Origin of the sequence: Pseudarthrobacter cremeus, from assembly GCF_051857465.1 — a bacterium.
Lineage (GTDB): Bacteria > Actinomycetota > Actinomycetes > Actinomycetales > Micrococcaceae > Arthrobacter.
The window spans coordinates 178142-193444 of sequence record NZ_JBPZHC010000009.1 but is presented as its reverse complement, the minus strand read 5'-3'; the positions used below and the strand labels follow the sequence as shown (position 1 = coordinate 193444).

The 15303-nt window shown below is 66.1% G+C and carries 15 protein-coding genes; 4 read left to right on the top strand and 11 right to left on the bottom strand.

Annotated elements, in window-relative coordinates:
* Positions 1 to 3: 3 nt before the first annotated feature.
* The 6 genes from dapB to ACS5PJ_RS16970 all read right to left on the bottom strand — a co-directional run bounded on the left by dapB (position 4) and on the right by ACS5PJ_RS16970 (position 5433).
* Positions 4 to 774 (bottom strand): 4-hydroxy-tetrahydrodipicolinate reductase, encoded by a 771-nt coding sequence (dapB, locus tag ACS5PJ_RS16995; protein WP_439436039.1) that lies wholly within the window; start codon positions 772 to 774, stop codon positions 4 to 6.
* A gap of 125 nt (positions 775 to 899) precedes the next feature.
* The gene (locus ACS5PJ_RS16990) at positions 900 to 1358 is read right to left on the bottom strand and encodes a molybdenum cofactor biosynthesis protein MoaE (protein ID WP_439436038.1); all 459 of its coding nucleotides are present in this window, start codon (positions 1356 to 1358) and stop codon (positions 900 to 902) included.
* Positions 1348 to 1887: a MogA/MoaB family molybdenum cofactor biosynthesis protein gene (locus ACS5PJ_RS16985; RefSeq protein ID WP_439436037.1), complete on the bottom strand. Its 540-nt coding sequence runs from the start codon at positions 1885 to 1887 to the stop codon at positions 1348 to 1350. The genes ACS5PJ_RS16990 and ACS5PJ_RS16985 overlap by 11 nt, the downstream gene beginning before the upstream one ends.
* Positions 1884 to 2378 carry a cyclic pyranopterin monophosphate synthase MoaC gene (gene moaC / locus ACS5PJ_RS16980; RefSeq protein WP_439436036.1) on the bottom strand — a complete coding sequence of 165 codons (495 nt, stop codon included), beginning with the start codon at positions 2376 to 2378 and terminating at the stop codon, positions 1884 to 1886. Before moaC ends, ACS5PJ_RS16985 begins: the two co-directional genes overlap by 4 nt.
* Positions 2366 to 3790, bottom strand: a complete 1425-nt coding sequence (locus ACS5PJ_RS16975) for a molybdopterin molybdotransferase MoeA (protein WP_439436035.1) — start codon at positions 3788 to 3790, stop codon at positions 2366 to 2368. Before ACS5PJ_RS16975 ends, moaC begins: the two co-directional genes overlap by 13 nt.
* 23 nt (positions 3791 to 3813) lie before the next feature.
* Positions 3814 to 5433: a molybdopterin-dependent oxidoreductase gene (locus ACS5PJ_RS16970; RefSeq protein WP_439436034.1), complete on the bottom strand. Its 1620-nt coding sequence runs from the start codon at positions 5431 to 5433 to the stop codon at positions 3814 to 3816.
* Positions 5434 to 5589: 156 nt separating this feature from the next.
* On the opposite strand from ACS5PJ_RS16970, the gene moaA reads away from it, so the two are divergent.
* The 3 genes from moaA (at position 5590) to ACS5PJ_RS16955 (ending at position 8673) form a co-directional block, all read left to right on the top strand.
* Positions 5590 to 6714, top strand: coding sequence for a GTP 3',8-cyclase MoaA (moaA, locus tag ACS5PJ_RS16965; protein ID WP_439436033.1), 1125 nt, complete (start codon positions 5590 to 5592; stop codon positions 6712 to 6714).
* 3 nt (positions 6715 to 6717) lie between these two features.
* Entirely contained in the window at positions 6718 to 6984 is a 267-nt protein-coding gene (locus tag ACS5PJ_RS16960; protein WP_439436032.1) for a MoaD/ThiS family protein, read from the top strand.
* 192 nt (positions 6985 to 7176) lie between these two features.
* On the top strand, positions 7177 to 8673 hold the full coding sequence (locus tag ACS5PJ_RS16955; protein ID WP_439436031.1) for an HNH endonuclease signature motif containing protein: 1497 nt from the start codon (positions 7177 to 7179) through the stop codon (positions 8671 to 8673).
* Between the two features lie 27 nt (positions 8674 to 8700).
* On the opposite strand, the gene ACS5PJ_RS16950 is transcribed toward ACS5PJ_RS16955, so the two are convergent.
* Entirely contained in the window at positions 8701 to 9825 is a 1125-nt protein-coding gene (locus tag ACS5PJ_RS16950; protein ID WP_439436030.1) for a helix-turn-helix transcriptional regulator, read from the bottom strand.
* 316 nt (positions 9826 to 10141) lie between these two features.
* On the opposite strand from ACS5PJ_RS16950, the gene ACS5PJ_RS16945 reads away from it, so the two are divergent.
* A complete protein-coding gene (locus ACS5PJ_RS16945; protein WP_439436029.1) occupies positions 10142 to 10423 on the top strand; it encodes a hypothetical protein in 282 nt (93 codons plus the stop codon).
* Positions 10424 to 10460: 37 nt separating this feature from the next.
* Here the strand turns inward: ACS5PJ_RS16945 and ACS5PJ_RS16940 are convergent, their stop codons facing one another.
* From ACS5PJ_RS16940 to rpsO, 4 genes are all read right to left on the bottom strand, one after another.
* Positions 10461 to 10922 (bottom strand): DUF1579 family protein, encoded by a 462-nt coding sequence (locus ACS5PJ_RS16940; protein WP_439436028.1) that lies wholly within the window; start codon positions 10920 to 10922, stop codon positions 10461 to 10463.
* A 61-nt stretch (positions 10923 to 10983) separates the two neighbouring features.
* Positions 10984 to 12327: a M16 family metallopeptidase gene (locus ACS5PJ_RS16935; RefSeq protein ID WP_439436027.1), complete on the bottom strand. Its 1344-nt coding sequence runs from the start codon at positions 12325 to 12327 to the stop codon at positions 10984 to 10986.
* 110 nt (positions 12328 to 12437) lie between these two features.
* Complete coding sequence (locus ACS5PJ_RS16930; protein WP_354147350.1) at positions 12438 to 14699, bottom strand: polyribonucleotide nucleotidyltransferase; 2262 nt, start codon at positions 14697 to 14699, stop codon at positions 12438 to 12440.
* A 247-nt stretch (positions 14700 to 14946) separates the two neighbouring features.
* Complete coding sequence (gene rpsO, locus ACS5PJ_RS16925) at positions 14947 to 15216, bottom strand: 30S ribosomal protein S15 (protein WP_108597943.1); 270 nt, start codon at positions 15214 to 15216, stop codon at positions 14947 to 14949.
* Positions 15217 to 15303 lie beyond the last annotated feature (87 nt).

Here is a 15303-nt window from a genome sequence, read left to right as displayed (position 1 = left end):
GGCCTAAACCCCCAGGTCCAGGTAGCCGTCCAGGCCCACCGTCAGTCCGGGATGGGCAGCCACGTTCCGGACGCCGAGCAGCACGCCCGGCATAAAGGAAGCGCGATCGAAGGAATCGTGCCGGAACGTCAATTGCTCCCCCGGACCGCCGAGCAGCACTTCCTGGTGGGCCACCAGACCGCGGAGTCGAACGCTGTGCACGCGCACGCCGTCCACGTCGCAGCCCCGTGCTCCAGGCTGTTCGGTAGTGGTGGCGTCAGGGCTGGCCGGAACGCCCGCGGCCTGGCGCTCGGCCGCGATGAGCTGGGCAGTACGGACAGCTGTTCCGGAGGGCGCGTCCACCTTGTCCGGATGGTGGAGTTCAATGATTTCCACGGACTCGAAGTACTTGGCGGCCTTGGCAGCGAAGGCTGACGCCAGCACAGATCCCAGGGCGAAGTTGGGGGCGATCAGCACACCGGTTTCCGGGTGCTCCGCGAGGAGTGCTTCCAGGCCTGCGAGCCGGGCTGCGTCCCAGCCGGTGGTGCCCACCACGGCATGCATGCCGTGCTCGACGGCGTACCGGACGTTCGCCTCGGTGCTCTCCGGGACGGTCAGGTCCACCACGAATTGGGCACCCGAGGAAGCCAGTTGGTCCAGTGAGTCACCCCGTCCCAAAGCGGCTACGAGGTCCAGATCGGCGGCGGCTTCTACAGCCTTGACGGCTTCGGCGCCCATGCGGCCGTTGGCGCCCAGGACGGCCACGCGGCTGCGCGTGGGGTGTTGTTCGGTCATGCCGTTAACCCTACCGTCGGGCCGCTCGCTGGACTGAACCGGAGGCTGTGCGTTACCTCGCACAAACCAGAGCCAGGGCAGCCAGACCGGTGCCCGCGCCACGCCACGGGACGCATGAAGCGGGGTTACTCCCCCGCGCCCACCCATTCAACAGTCCCGTCAGTGAAGAACTGTTCCTTCCAGATGGGAACCTGCTCCTTGATCCTGTCCACCAGCTCGGAACACACGGCGAACGCCTGGCCGCGGTGCGCTGCGGAGACGGCGCAGACCAGCGCCGGGTCGCCGATTTCGAGCATGCCGATGCGGTGTGCGGCCCAGATCCGGACCGGCTGCAGCGAGGCATCGCCGGCATGTTCGGCCACGAGGGCGGCCACGACGTCGGCCATCACCTGGTGAGCCGTGGGGTGCGCACTGTAACTGAGCCGCTCTACTGCCTTGCCGCCGTCGTGATTCCTGACAACCCCGCTGAAGCTGACCACGGCCCCGGCAGTGTCCGACTCCACCGCGGCAATGGCCTGGTCCACAGAGATGGGCTCCGCACTGAGGACCGCGTGGACTACTTCGAAGACTGATTCAGTGCCCATGGCCGCCCTCCAGCTGGTCACACAGGTGACCGATCAGGGGATCAAGGACGGAGAGCCCGTCCATCACGCCCTTGGGCGATCCGGGCAGGTTGATGATGAACGTCCGCCCCGACGTCCCGGCATGGCCCCGGCTCAGCGCGGCCAGCGGCGTCTTGGCCGCGCCGGCACGCCGGACGGCCTCCATGATCCCGGGAACTTCACGGTCCAGCAGGGGCAACGTGACGTCCGGAGTCCGGTCATCGGGGCTGAGGCCCGTCCCGCCGCTGGTAATCACGACGGCGGGATGCTGGGTCAGGAGGGCCCGGATGGCTGCGCCTACCGGCTCCCCGTCCGGGACCACCATGGCGGGGTATGCCTCGAAGCCGTGCTCGGTCAGCCAGTCGATGATCACCGGGCCGGTCTCGTCCTCATAGATGCCGGCGGCGGCCCGGGTGGATGCGATGACAACACCGGCCTTGCGGCCCTGCACCTCACCATGCCGGTGCGGCTCAGGTTCACGCGCAGGCAGATACGTGCTTTCAATGCTCACAGTGTCCAGTCCCCGCTCTTGCCGCCGCTTTTGGCCAGCACCTTGATGTCCGTCAGCACGGCGTGCTTGTCCACAGCCTTGATCATGTCGTACACGCTGAGGGCAGCCACCGACGCCGCCGTCAGCGCTTCCATCTCGACGCCGGTGACACCCTGGGTCTTGACCGTGGCCAGGATCGCAACGGAATCGGGTCCGAGATCGAAATCCACCGTCACTTTCGACAGCGGCAACGGATGGCACAGCGGAATCAGTTCAGGGGTCTTCTTGGCGGCCATAATGCCTGCGACACGTGCCACGGCAAGTGCATCTCCCTTGGGCAGGCCACCGGAGCCCAGCAGGCCCAGCACTTCCTGCGTGGTGCGGACAGTGGCGGTGGCAGTGGCTTCGCGGGTGGTTTCGGCCTTGGCCGAAACGTCCACCATCTGGGCGCTCCCGTCCTGGCGGAGATGGGTCAGCGCGGGCTGGCTTTGTTCTGAATTCACAGCAACCATACTTCCACCTCATCACCCTCGGTGAGCGCGGCGACCCCCACGGGCACGTGGACCAGCGCGTTCGAGCCTGCCAGGGCACGCACCAGGTGCGAGCTTTCGCCCCCCTCGAGGCTGACCGTCCCGTCGGGGCGGAAGTTTCCCCGGCGGACCTGGTGCTTGTGAACAGGCGAGGTGAGGCGTTGGCCCAGCCGGGCGCGGAGGGATGGCCGCGGAGCGGGGGCACCGAAAAGACCGGAAAGGACGGGGCGGAGGAAAAGTTCGAAGGAAACCAGGCAGCTCACCGGGTTGCCGGGGAAGCCAAGGAACGGCACACCGTCGAAGGTGCCGATTCCCTGCGGGCCACCGGGCTGCATCGCCACGTGGAGGAACTCTGAATTCTGGCCCTCCATGGCCTGACGCACCACTTCATAGGCACCTTTGCTGACCCCGCCGGTGGTGACAATCAGGTCCACCGCCCCGGCATGGCCACGAAGCAGCGTTCGAAGTTCTTCGGGCCTGTCCGACGCGATGGCCGTGCGGATAACTGCCAGGCCTGCCTGCCGCATGGCACTTTCCAGGAGAGTGCCGTTGGCGTCATGGATCTTGCCGGGCGCCAGCGGCTGGCCCGGTTCCACCACTTCGTCTCCGGTAGTGACCAGCAGGACGGACAACGAACGGTGGACCGTAACGTCAGCTACGCCCAGCGCGGCCAACAGGCCCAACTGTGCAGGCCCCAGGAAGGTTCCCGCTGTGAGCGCACACTCCCCCGCGGCAATATCGCTGCCCGGGGAACGGACAAAGGTGCCTGCCGCGGTGGCCGGCAGCCAAACGGTACCGGGCTCTCCGGGGACCGGGAACCGGTCTGGAACGGCGCGTTCGATCGGCACGACGGCGTCCGCCCCGGCAGGGATCATGGCCCCGGTCATGATGGGGGCGGCGGTGCCGCGCTGAAGGTCTGCCGGCGTGGCACCGGCCGGAACGGGGTCAACGACACGCAGCTCCGCGCCGCCGTCGGGCGTGCCAAGGGTGGCAGGGCCGGCGGCGCCAGGGGCACTACCCGGGGCAACGCTGCCGGGGTCCGCGCCGTTGAGGTCCGCGCCGTTTACATCTGCGCTGTTGATGGCAAAGCCATCCATTTGCGAGTTGGGGAAAGGCGGCAGGCTGAGCGGCGCCATGACATCGTGGACCAGCCCTTTGCCCAAGGCATCGCGAAGGGCCAGTGTTTCGGTCCTGCCGGGTGTCGACAGCAGCGGCGCCAGCAGTTCAGCCACGGCAGCGCGGTGCTGGTCCACGGACCTCCCAGGGTGGGCGGCATGACCCCGGTGGCCGTCGCCGTGGCCCGCTCCGCCATGCGGGGCATCAACGTGCCGGGTTTCAACGTGCGGGGCTTCAACTTGCTGGCCGTCACCGTGCTGGTTGGTGCTGCTGTGCATGGGTCTGCCTTCGGTGTGGGCCGTCATGGATTCACATCAACTCTAATCGTGTGGAAGCCGGTGGCTCCGTCCGGCGCCGGCGGCCGGCTTTCCTCGGCCTGCGGCTCGCCGTCGCGGTCGGTGGCCCGCACCTGGACCTCATATTGTCCCGGCGTGAGCGGGATGCCCAGCTGCCACTGGTACCAGGTGTCCAGCGAGATCCCCGGCGCGAGCTCGGCCTTCTGCCACGGACCGCGGTTCACGCGAAGCTCCACGGTGCCGATCCCGGTGTGCTGTGCCCAGGCCACGCCGCCGAACATCACCGTTCCGGCACCCACCCGCCGGCCGCGGCGGGGCACATCTATCCTCGACGAGGTCTTGATGGGGCCGCGGTCCGACCAGCCGCGGGGTGTCCAGTAGCCGACGTCGTCGGCGAACCTGGTGACCCGGAGTTCAGTCAGCCATTTGGTCGCCGAAACATAGCCGTAGAGGCCCGGCACAATGAGCCGCACGGGAAAGCCGTGCTCCAGCGGCAGCGGATCGCCGTTCATACCCACCGCAAGGAGGGCATCCCGGTCATCAGTCAGGGCCTCCAGCGGGGTGCCGGCAGTCCAGCCGTCCGAACTCCGCGACAACACCATGTCCGCGCCGTTCTTCGGGCGGGCCAGGGCGAGCATCTCCCGGACAGGCCAGCCGAGCCAGCGTGCGTTGCCGATCAGGTCGCCGCCGACGTCATTGGACACGCAGGCAATGGTCACGTACCGCTCTGTCAGGGGTTTGGCCAGGAGATCAGTCAGGTTAAGTTCGATCTCCTCTTCCACCATCCCGGTGACACGTAAAGTCCAGGTGTCCGGATCGATGGAGGGGACAATCAGGGCGGTGTCTATCCGATAAAAATCGGCGTTCGGCGTCACCAGCGGCTGCATGCCGTCCAAGCCAACTTCGGCGCCGGCTGGAATGGCCGGCGCTGCAGAGACCGCCCCGGGGAGCCGCAGCTTTTCGCGGGCCTCGCTGATCCCGGTGGCCGCTCCCCGCCACACGGCGGCAATGACCCCGCCAACGGCAGTGGCCCCGGCGCCCGCAGTCAGGACCTGGAGGAAGGAGCGCCGGCCCGGCCTTGCCGTTCCTTCCGTCCCGGATGCGGCCGCAGCGCCATCTTCCTGGAGACGGCGGATCAGCATGCCAAGGAGGAGTGCGCCTGACGCGGCCGCCACAAGGGGCACGGGAACGGCGGCGGGAGTCACCTGGGCGCGGGTCAGCACGGCTGCAAGTCCCACGATCCCGAATGCTGCGATAACAGCCACGCCCACGAAGCGCCTGGCTTGTTCAAGAATCCCGGCCAATGATCCGACAGCCGCAATGACCAGCAACATCCCGGCCAGGAAGACAGCTTTGTCGGCCGTTCCGAACAATGAGATGGCCCAGTCCTTCACCCCCGGCGGGACAGCATCGATGACCACGCCGCCGACCGCCGTCAGTGGTGACAGGGACGGGCTTAACAGTCCGGCCAGCAGCTCGCCCAGCACCACGGCAGCGCCGGCGGACACAACGCCCGACGCCGCAGCCCAACGGCGGCTCCCCCGTGCGGCACCATCGGTTCCAGGCCGCTGGGAGGAGCGCCCGCCGTCGTCGGCCGTATCCTGCAGAGGCTGGGGCGTGTTCACCTCTCCAGCATAGGTTCGCCGGGGCGCTGCGGCGCCGGACTGGACAGCCTATCTGCCCGGTTTCCGGAAGTACTTCGGCAGGTACCTCACGGGGGTGGCGGCTGCCCGGCGGGACGGACGTGATGCCGCGGGCCAAACTTGGCGTAGCCTGAATTCATGACTGTTCAGCTAGGCATGCCGCAACCCCGGGATGGTGCAGGTGCCGGCCTGCCTCCGGCCCGGCCGGCCGACGCCCCGCCCGGGCTGCTGGACCGCTACGGCCGGCGCGCCACCGACATGCGGCTGTCCCTGACGGACAAGTGCAACCTGCGCTGTACCTACTGCATGCCGGCCGAAGGGCTCGAATGGCTTGCCAAGCAGGCCGTAATGTCCGCCGAGGAGATAGTGCGCATTGTCCGCATCGGCGTTGACTCGCTCGGCGTGCGCGAACTCCGCCTCACCGGCGGGGAGCCTCTGGTCCGTGCCGATCTGGTGGACATCATCGCCGCCCTCCGCAGCAATCACCCGGACCTGCCGATTTCCATGACAACCAACGGCGTGGGCCTGGACAAGAAAGCGGCCGCCCTCAAGGCCGCGGGCCTGACCCGGATCAACGTCTCGCTGGATTCGCTGCATGAAGAGACCTTCACCCAGCTGACCCGCCGCCCCTTCCTGGACCGCGTCCTGGCCGGTGTGGACGCCGCCTGGGCCGCCGGACTGGGCCCGGTCAAGCTCAATGCTGTGCTGATGCGGGGCATCAATGACACCGAGTCGCCGTCCCTGCTCGCCTGGGCGTTGGACCGCGGCTACGAGCTGCGCTTCATCGAACAGATGCCTTTGGACGCAGACCACGGCTGGACCCGCAGAAACATGATCACGGCCGCCGAAATCCGGGAACTGCTGTCCCGCGACTTTGTGCTCAGTCCCGATCCCCGCGCCCGCGACGGCGCCCCGGCCGAACGCTTTGAAGTACGACGCCGGCCGGAAGCTGAAGAAGTCTCTGTGGCTGAAGAACCCGTGCTGGGGACCGTGGGGATCATCGCGTCAGTCACGGAACCGTTCTGCGCCGACTGCAGGCGGACCCGGATCACCGCCGAGGGCAAGATCATGAGCTGCCTGTTCTCCCGTGAAGAGTTTGATCTGTTGGGCCTCCTGCGCGAGGGTGCCAGCGACGAAGCCCTGGCCGAACGCTGGCAAGATGCCATGTGGGTCAAACCCAAGGCCCACGGCATGGACCACACAGGTCTCGGCGCTGCGGACTTCGTGCAGCCGGACCGCAGCATGAGCGCCATCGGAGGCTAATTCTTGAACGTACGATACTTCGCTGCCGCACGCGCCGCCGCGGGCGTTGACGAAGAGCGCTTCGACCTCCCCACCGGGGCGACCGTTGCCGACCTGCTGCGGGCCGTCCTCGCCGTGGACCGCGCCGAGCCTCCCCTGGGCGCCCCTCCCCTGCAGCGCATACTTTCCCGCAGCAGCTTCCTCCTCAACGAGGTTGCGGTCCGGGACCACACGACTGTGTTAAACCCGGGCGACGTGGTTGACGTGCTGCCGCCGTTTGCCGGGGGCTAGGCGCAGTTCGCTCCGGGCCGGCAGCAGTTTTCCGGTCGCTGGACGCAGTTCGCGGGGGCTGATCGCAATTCGTTCCCGCTGCGGGTAGGCCCTGAAGTTTCATTCCCGAGTCCAGCTTCAGGGGCCGCCGGGTTATCCACATCGGCCTTTGTCCACACCTTAACTGTCGGTGCCCGCTGAGAAGGTAGAGGCATGGGAAGAACAGCGGCAATTGAGGCGGCGGAGGCTGTTTGTGCTTCCGCGGCCGAAGTCCTGGCTGCTCTTAAGGGTGGGACTGACTCTGCCGGATTCACCGGAAATGCGGATTCTGCCGGGTGTGCTGATGAAGATCCGTTGCGCCGGGAAGCTGATGGCTGGTTGGACACGCTGGCCCTGACTACCAGGATCAATGCGCAGGTCGCCGCTCTGACGGTCCACGCCGCGGCAGGCTACGCAGATACGGCCCAGGCGCTGGCGTCCCCTGACATGTCTGATCGCGCCCAGGAGATGGCGGTCGTGGCCGAAGTCGCGTGCGTCCTCACGGTCGGCGAACGGACCGCCTCAGCCCTGCTGTCCGAGTCCCAGACGCTGACCACCGGCCTGCCGTTGACCCTGTCCGCGCTGACGGCCGGGTCGCTGTCGTGGCAGCATGCCCGGGTGATGGTGGACGAGACCACGAACCTGGAACCCGGCGCCGCGAAGGCTCTGGAGGCGCATTTCCTGGACCCCGGGGTGGAGAACCCCAACCGGGGCTGCCCTGCCGGGGAACTGGTCGCCTCACGGTTCCGGCATAAGGCCCGGATCTGGCGGGAACGGCACCACCCGGTCAGCATCGAGAAGCGCCACGCCCGGTCGGTGGCGGACCGGCGGCTGGAATACCGTCCGGACCGGGACGGGATGGCCTGGCTTTCGGCGTACCTGCCCGCGGACCAGGCCGCCGGGATCTGGAACCGCACCACCGCCGCCGCCCGGGCGCTGCAGGGCCCGGACGAGGACCGCACCATGACCCAGAGGCGGGCCGACATCGCCGCCAACCTGCTCCTCGGCGGCGACGCGGACAACCTCACCGAAGGTGTCCCGCCCTCGCCGCGTGCGCAGGTCCTGCTCACCGCGCCCATCATGTCCCTGCTCGGCGCCACCGATGAGCCGGCGATGCTGGACGGGTACGGGCCGATCCCGGTCACCATGGCTCGCAGGCTCATCGCGGACGGCGCCACGTCCTTCCACCGCGTCCTCATCGATCCCAGGGACGGGGCGCCGCTGGAGATCGGCCGGACCAGCTACCCGGTCACCAAAGCCCAACGCCAATGGCTCCGGCTGCGTGACGGCAAGTGCCCGTTCCCCGGCTGCCACAACCAGTCCCTGGACAACGAAGCGGACCACCTCCACGCCTGGGCCCACGGCGGAACCACCGGCATCAGCAACCTCGCCCAGCCCTGCCCCAAACACCACAAACTCAGGCACACCGGCGGCTGGGAACCCGGCCCGGCCACCAAAGACGAACCGCCCGGCTGGACCTCACCCACCGGCCGACGCTACGCCAGCGAATACCCCGACTGGGAACCACCACAACTGCCGGGAGTTCGGCAAGAACCCCTGACCGATCTGCCCACTGTTGTCGGCTGGGATCCTCCGGACCGCGACGAGCCTCCTGACGACCTCTACGGGGCATGGTTTGACGTACCGCTGGGCCTGCCTCTCGGCGTTTGAGCCGTCGTGGGGTGCGTAGCCCCCTGCTTAGGGTGCTGTGCCTAAGGCCATGGCCAAGAGGGACGCCCGGCTGTGCACGCCGCAGGCATCAAATATCTGTTTGAACTGATCCTGGACGGTGTAGGCGCTGATGCCCAAGGCCGTGGCCATAGCAGCGGTGTCAACGCCTCCCGAAGCCAGCTCAAGCAGCTCCCTCTGCCGTGGTGTCAGACCAAAGCTCCGGGCGAAAATATCCAGCGTGGCCTCAGGCGGACATGCCTGGATAGTGACCGCCAACGGTGGCGTGCCCTCCGACCCTGCGGGACCCATCCGGCTGGCCCTCAGAATGGCCCACTGACCGGACGCCAGATGCACTCGGGACCACGCGGGATGGTGGTCCACGCCCGCCTCCACGGCCAGCAGTTGGGCAGCCACGTTCAGGACCTCGGCCGGAACGGTGTGAAAGGGCCGCGGCCCTGCTTGAAGGAGCCCCAGCCATTCGTCGACGGACGCCGTTCCGCCCACCACTGCCATGCCCTCGTCGAGGGTGAGGACGGCCTGTTGAGGCAGGTCAGGTCTCGGACGTCCATCAACGGACAAGGCAATGCCTGAGGAAACAGGCGACGGAACTGGCCCGGGGACGGCAAACTGCCTGGCGACCGACCGGCGAAGTGCCGGTGTCACCGCGCGCACTACCGATGCGAGGAACTGCACTTCTTCGGCAGTGAAAGCGCCTTGATCAGCCGTCCGCCAGAGATCAAGCCAACCCCAGTAGCCATACTTGTCCGCGAAGCCCGCATACAGAACATCGGATACTTCATAGCGCTTCATTAAGCCGTCCCAGACAAGGCTCTGCGATGGATTGCCATCAGTCTCGCTCAACAGTGTCCTCACCTGCGGTCCCCTGCCCGCCAGCGTGGTCCAGCGCCCTAAGGCCGTTAGATACTTCAGCCGGATCAGCAGCGGCAGATCCTCCGGGTACGGAATCCGGGCCATGGGGGAAATTCCGGTTCCCGTCACGGGGTCTGTAAGTGGCCAGACGAAGGCGATGAACGGAACAACGCGGCCCAACTCTGACAGCACACCAGCACGCAGAGCGTGGTGGTCCGGACTCGAATTACTGACGAGCCGAATCCGCTCCAGGCTCCGGTTCCAGGACCCTCCGGCTCTCATTCCCCCAGTATGCGCCCTGGGGACACGATCGCTGTCTGGACACCTCCGCACTCTGGACACCACCGCACTCTGGCCAGCACCGCCGTACCCCCGCCAGTACCGCCGTACCCCGGCCAGTACCGCCGTACCCCCGCCAGCACCGCCATACCCCGGCCAGTACCGCCGTACCCCAGCCAGCAGTCCCCCAGAATTCTGGGATGGCCGCCGGATTGGCACGCATTTACCGTGAAAACATGCACCGGAGGAAAAACCAGCGGCGGAGAACCACCGCAACCGCGGGACCCAAACATCGCAATCCAGCTGAGGAGAATCGGTAATGTTCACACTGCGCATAGAGCATGGCATCAAGGATTTCGGACTGTGGAAGCAGGCATTCGACCGCGATCCGGTGGACCGGGCTGCGTCGGGCGTGGTCGGCCACCGGATTTCCCGGCCTGTGGATGACTCCCATTACGTCGTGGTGGAGCTCGATTTCAATGAGCTCAGAGAGGCTGAGCAATTGCTGGCTAACCTGAAAGCCAAGGTTTGGAACTCACCGGCCGTGTCCCCTGCGTTGCATGGGGCGCCGCAAACCCGAATCCTGGAATCCGCGGTCTGAGGCGCACCGGGATGACGCTGCGCCTGCGCTGGAGCCGTCAGGCCCGTCGGCACTCCAAACGCATAAACGGTGCGTAGTCTGACGAGGCGCCAAGCCGCAACTCGGCGGTATGGGTCAGCACGCCGTCGTGGACACGGAAAGTATGGCGCGCCGTGCCCCGGTCGCTGTGGCGCTCCACCCGGAGGACACCGTCCTGCCACGTGCACCGGGCAGGTGCTTCGGGCGGCTGGCCCAGGCTGTCCACGTAGTACCAGAGAACGTCGTCATGGTCCGGGTCAACAGTGAACACGCCATGGCCCTCAAAGTGTGTGCCGTCAGCTTCCGTGTGCCGGTAGCTTTGCACCACGGCGTAGCCGCCGGCCGCCCGCGTATAGCTCACCTCGGCCGATGCCGTGCGTTCGGGCCCCCACGCCGACGCTGCAAGGCGTGTGGTACCCCGCCAGTGTCCCAGAAAGTCTTCCAGTACTGCGTGCACCGTTCCCGGCTGCGGAGCGTCCATGGATTCATTATCGCCGGACTGTGCCAGTCAGGTCAGGCTATTGCCGTGAGGGCCATACGAATCAGAGGCCGAACGTCTCAGTTTCCTCGAACGGGCCCACCACGGTAACGGTCCTGGGAGCAGCAGCCAGTTCCCTGGCCAGGTCCTGGACCTCCTGCGCGGTGACTGCCTTGATGAGTCGGAGCGTTTCGTCGATGTCCTGGTATTCGCCGGACACGAGTTCCGCGCGACCCAGCCGTGACATCCGCGAACCGGTGTCCTCAAGAGCCAGGACTATTCCGCCGCACAACTGTCCCACTGCTTTGCGGAGCTCGTCGTCCGAGATCCCGCCTTCCGCGAGCTTGTCCAGTTCCAGACCCAGCAGGTCCAGAACCTGACGGACCTTCGACGGTGTGCACCCGGCGTACATGCCGAAGTAGCCGGCATCGGCATAGGACGACGCAAACGAGTACGTGGAGTACACCAGCCCACGCTTTTCCCGGATCTCCTGGAAGAGGCGCGAGGACATGCCGCCGCCGAGAACGGCGTTGAGTACGCTCATGACGAAGCGGCGGTCATCGGTGGCCACGATCGTGGGGCAGCCCATGATGATGTTGGCCTGCTCCACCGCACGCTTGACCACATGGAGTCCGGCGGTGCCGGTGATCTCTGCCCGCTCGGTGGACCGTCGATCCACGGGAGCGGCGTCCGGCTCCAGCGACCACCCGGCAGCGTGGAGCGCATCGACCACAAGGCTGCAGACGACGTCGTGCTCCAACCCTCCGGCGGCGGTGATGACCAGCTCATCAGGACGGTAGTACCGGCGGTAGTGCTCCCAGACGGAGTCGCGGGCTACGGCCCGGATGGCGGCGGGGGTTCCGCCGATGGGGCGGCCCAGCGGGTGTGTGCCGAGAACGGCCGCCACGAAGTTTTCATGGGCGACGTCGGTGGGGTCATCGCTGTCCATGGCGATTTCCTCCAGGATGACGTCGCGTTCCTGCTCCATTTCGGCCGGATCCAGCACGGCGCCGGTGATCATGTCGGCAATGACGTCGATGGCCATGGGCAGGTCGGTGTCGAGCACTCTGGCGAAGTAGCAGGTGCTTTCCTTGGCGGTGGCGGCATTGGATTCCCCGCCCACCTCATCAAAGGCGGAGGCGATTTCCAGGGCGGTCCGCTTTTTGGTGCCTTTGAACAGCAGGTGCTCCAGGAAATGGGTGGAACCGTGCTGCCCGGGCGCCTCGTCGCGGGAGCCTACCCCCACCCAGAAGCCGATGGTCGCCGAGCGCTGGCCCGGCATGGCCTCGGTGAGGACCCGCACGCCGCCGGGGAGGACCGACCGCCGCACAACGGCGCCGCCCTCGGATCCATGAACCAGGGTGTCGCCAGCGTGGTTCTGCTCAAGCGGCAGGGGTACAACAGTCATTGAGGCCTTTCAAAAAGCGGCAGCCGGATCTGGCTGCCATCGTAACAGCGGGGGGGCGGGTGTAAAATCCCCGGGCCCCGCCGATTCATGCTTGTGTACCGAAAACCCGATTACTCGGAGTCGGCGCCCTCAGCGGCAACCGAAGCGTGAACGCGCTCGGTTTCGCCGGCGCCTTCCTCTTCAGCCACTACGGGGGAAAGGGACAGCTTTCCGCGGTCGTCGATCTTGGTGATTTCCACCTGGATCTTCTGGCCGACGGAAACAACGTCATCAACGTTGTCCACGCGCTTGCCACCGGCGATCTTGCGCAGCTCGGAGATGTGCAGCAGGCCGTCCTTGCCCGGGGTGAGGGAAATGAAGGCACCGAAGGTGGTGGTCTTGACGACCGTACCCAGGTAGCGCTCGCCGATTTCCGGAACCTGCGGGTTCGCAATGGCGTTGATCGCGGAGCGCGCTGCGTCTGCAGACGGACCGTTGGTGGCGCCAATGTAGACAGTGCCGTCGTCCTCGATGGAGATGTCGGCGCCGGTGTCTTCCTGGATCTGGTTGATCATCTTGCCCTTGGGCCCAATGACCTCGCCGATCTTGTCAACCGGGATCTTGACCGCGATGACGCGCGGGGCGAACTCGGAGAGCTCGTCCGGGGTGTCGATCGCGGAGTTGATCACATCCAGGATGTGCAGGCGGGCTTCGCGGGCCTGCTTCAGTGCTGCTGCCAGCACGGAGGCGGGGATACCGTCGAGCTTGGTGTCCAGCTGGATGGCCGTGACGAACTCGGAGGTACCGGCGACCTTGAAGTCCATGTCACCGAAGGCATCTTCGGCGCCGAGGATATCGGTCAGGGCTGCGTAGCGGGTCTGGCCGTCAACCTGGTCGGAGACCAGGCCCATGGCGATACCTGCGACGGCGGCCTTCAGGGGCACACCGGCGTTCAGCATCGACAGGGTGGAGGCGCAGACGGAACCCATCGACGTCGAACCGTTGGAGCTGAGAGCCTCAGACACCTGGCGGATGGCGTACGGGAATTCCTCGCGGGACGGCAGTACGGGCACGAGTGCGCGCTCTGCCAGTGCACCGTGGCCGATTTCGCGGCGCTTGGGCGAACCCACGCGGCCGGTCTCACCGGTGGAGTACGGCGGGAAGTTGTAGTTGTGCATGTAGCGCTTGCGCGTCACGGGAGACAGCGAGTCGATCTGCTGTTCCATCTTGAGCATGTTCAGCGTGGTGACGCCCAGGATCTGGGTTTCGCCGCGCTCGAAGATAGCCGAACCGTGCACGCGGGGCAGAACCTCAACCTCGGCAGTGAGCTGGCGGATGTCCGTCAGGCCACGGCCGTCGATGCGGATCTGGTCCTTGAGGATACGCTGGCGCACAACCTGCTTGGTGACCGAGCGGAATGCTGCGGACAGTTCCTTCTCGCGGCCCTCGAACTGGCCGGACAGTGAAGAAGTGACTTCGTCCTTGAGCTCGTCAGAGGCGACGTCGCGTTCCTGCTTGTCAGCGATCTGGAAGACAGCAGCCAGCTTCTCGGCGGCAGCGGACTCAACAGCGGCGTAGACGTCATCCTGGTAGTCCAGAAAGACCGGGAACTCAACCGTGGGCTTGGCAGCGCGGGCGGCCAGGTCAGCCTGGGCGTCGCACAGTGCCTTGATGAACGGCTTGGCAGCCTCGAGGCCCTCGGAGACAACCTCTTCGGTGGGAGCCGTGGCTCCCTGTTCCTTGATGAGGTTCCAGGAGTTGTCGGTCGCTTCGGCTTCGACCATCATGATGGCGACGTCGTCACCGGCAACGCGGCCGGCTACAACCATGTTGAACACGGAGTTTTCCAGCTGGGAGTGCTTGGGGAAAGCAACCCACTGTGAACCCTGTTCGTCAGCAACGAGGGCAACGCGGACGCCGCCGATCGGGCCGGAGAACGGGAGGCCGGAAAGCTGGGTGGACATGGAGGAGGCGTTGATGGCCACCACGTCGTAGAGCTCATCAGGGTTGATCGCCAGGACGGTCACGACGATCTGGACCTCGTTGCGGAGGCCCTTCACGAACGCCGGACGCAGCGGGCGGTCCATGAGGCGGCAGGCCAGGATGGCCTCAGTGGACGGGCGGCCTTCACGGCGGAAGAACGAGCCCGGGATGCGGCCGGCGGCGTACATACGCTCTTCGACGTCAACCGTAAGCGGGAAGAAGTCAAAACCTTCACGCGGGTGCTTGCCGGCGGTGGTTGCGGACAGCAGCGCGGTGTCTTCGTCGATGTACACCATGGCTGCGCCGGCTGCCTGCTTGGCAAGACGGCCGGTTTCGAAGCGGATTACACGCTTGCCAAAGCGGCCATTGTCAATGACTGCTTCTGAGAACTGGATTTCGGGACCCTCCAAGAGAGTCACCTCCGTTTCTTGTTTCACGGAGCCCAGCCGCATCAACCCAGCCCAGCATCTGTCTACTGGCCTGCACTGCACCCGGTCATCGATCGAGACCCACGGGCCAGGGCTTCAGTCTTCGAAGCCGTTCCCGGGAATCACTACCGAGGACCGCGAATGCGTGATGCGGTTGATCCTCCTGTTTAGTTTTCCTTTGAAGAAGGCGGCCCGATCCACAAGGGAAAGGGCCGCCCCTTAAGCCTGACTAGCGGCGCAGGCCGAGGCGCTCGATGAGCGCACGGTAGCGGGCGATGTCAGTGTTCTTGAGGTAGGTGAGCATGCGCTTGCGACGACCAACCATGGCCAGCAGACCGCGCTGGGTGTGGTAATCGTGCTTGTGCTCCTTCATGTGCTCAGTCAGATCCTTGATCCGCTGGGTAAGGACTGCAACCTGGACCTCGGGCGAACCGGTGTCGCCTTCGCCGGTTGCGTATTCCTTGATGATGGACTGCTTTACAGCGGCGTCAAGTGCCACAATAACTCCTAGAGATGTGCCGTGAGGCCCGAATCAGTAATTCACTGCCGGGTCTGCCAGCGCAGGAATCCCCGGAAAACCGGGGTT

What these genes read in the sequence shown, in the direction of transcription:
- dapB (WP_439436039.1), bottom strand. Translation starts at nt 774, where the DNA reads ATGACCGAACAACACCCCACGCGCAGCCGCGTGGCCGTCCTGGGCGCC.
- ACS5PJ_RS16990 (WP_439436038.1), bottom strand. Translation starts at nt 1,358, where the DNA reads ATGGGCACTGAATCAGTCTTCGAAGTAGTCCACGCGGTCCTCAGTGCG.
- moaC (WP_439436036.1), bottom strand. Translation starts at nt 2,378, where the DNA reads ATGGTTGCTGTGAATTCAGAACAAAGCCAGCCCGCGCTGACCCATCTC.
- ACS5PJ_RS16975 (WP_439436035.1), bottom strand. Translation starts at nt 3,790, where the DNA reads ATGCACAGCAGCACCAACCAGCACGGTGACGGCCAGCAAGTTGAAGCC.
- moaA (WP_439436033.1), top strand. Translation starts at nt 5,590, where the DNA reads ATGACTGTTCAGCTAGGCATGCCGCAACCCCGGGATGGTGCAGGTGCC.
- ACS5PJ_RS16955 (WP_439436031.1), top strand. Translation starts at nt 7,177, where the DNA reads ATGGGAAGAACAGCGGCAATTGAGGCGGCGGAGGCTGTTTGTGCTTCC.
- ACS5PJ_RS16950 (WP_439436030.1), bottom strand. Translation starts at nt 9,825, where the DNA reads ATGAGAGCCGGAGGGTCCTGGAACCGGAGCCTGGAGCGGATTCGGCTC.
- ACS5PJ_RS16945 (WP_439436029.1), top strand. Translation starts at nt 10,142, where the DNA reads ATGTTCACACTGCGCATAGAGCATGGCATCAAGGATTTCGGACTGTGG.
- ACS5PJ_RS16940 (WP_439436028.1), bottom strand. Translation starts at nt 10,922, where the DNA reads ATGGACGCTCCGCAGCCGGGAACGGTGCACGCAGTACTGGAAGACTTT.
- ACS5PJ_RS16935 (WP_439436027.1), bottom strand. Translation starts at nt 12,327, where the DNA reads ATGACTGTTGTACCCCTGCCGCTTGAGCAGAACCACGCTGGCGACACC.